Origin of the sequence: Acinetobacter calcoaceticus (assembly GCF_051947995.1) — a bacterium.
Classification (GTDB): Bacteria; Pseudomonadota; Gammaproteobacteria; order Pseudomonadales; family Moraxellaceae; genus Acinetobacter.
The window spans coordinates 1-221 of the sequence record NZ_JBLVVH010000067.1; the positions used below are offsets into that span (position 1 = coordinate 1).

General features: G+C 43.4%; 1 pseudogene. It reads right to left on the reverse strand.

Annotation, left to right across the window (positions count from 1 at the left end):
* Positions 1-176 (reverse strand): annotated as a pseudogene (locus ACNQO6_RS18575) (iron ABC transporter permease); the annotation flags it as partial.
* Positions 177-221: the final 45 nt, after the last annotated feature.

Consider the following 221-nt stretch of genomic DNA (forward strand, 5'->3'; position numbering starts at 1 on the left):
GTTTTAAAAACATTGCAGGACACCCCAATACATAGCCCCCCTACAACAAGGGTGGCAAGACGCAGTAGTCGGTGAGTAATGACGTTTACAACATCGAGTCCTGAGTTTAAAAATAGAAAACAAACCGCCAGACAGGCAACAATCTGATAAATCAGCCATAACGTTGTGATACGCATTATCTGTACTCCCTCAAAATGAGGATGAGGAAAATAACGCCCCCT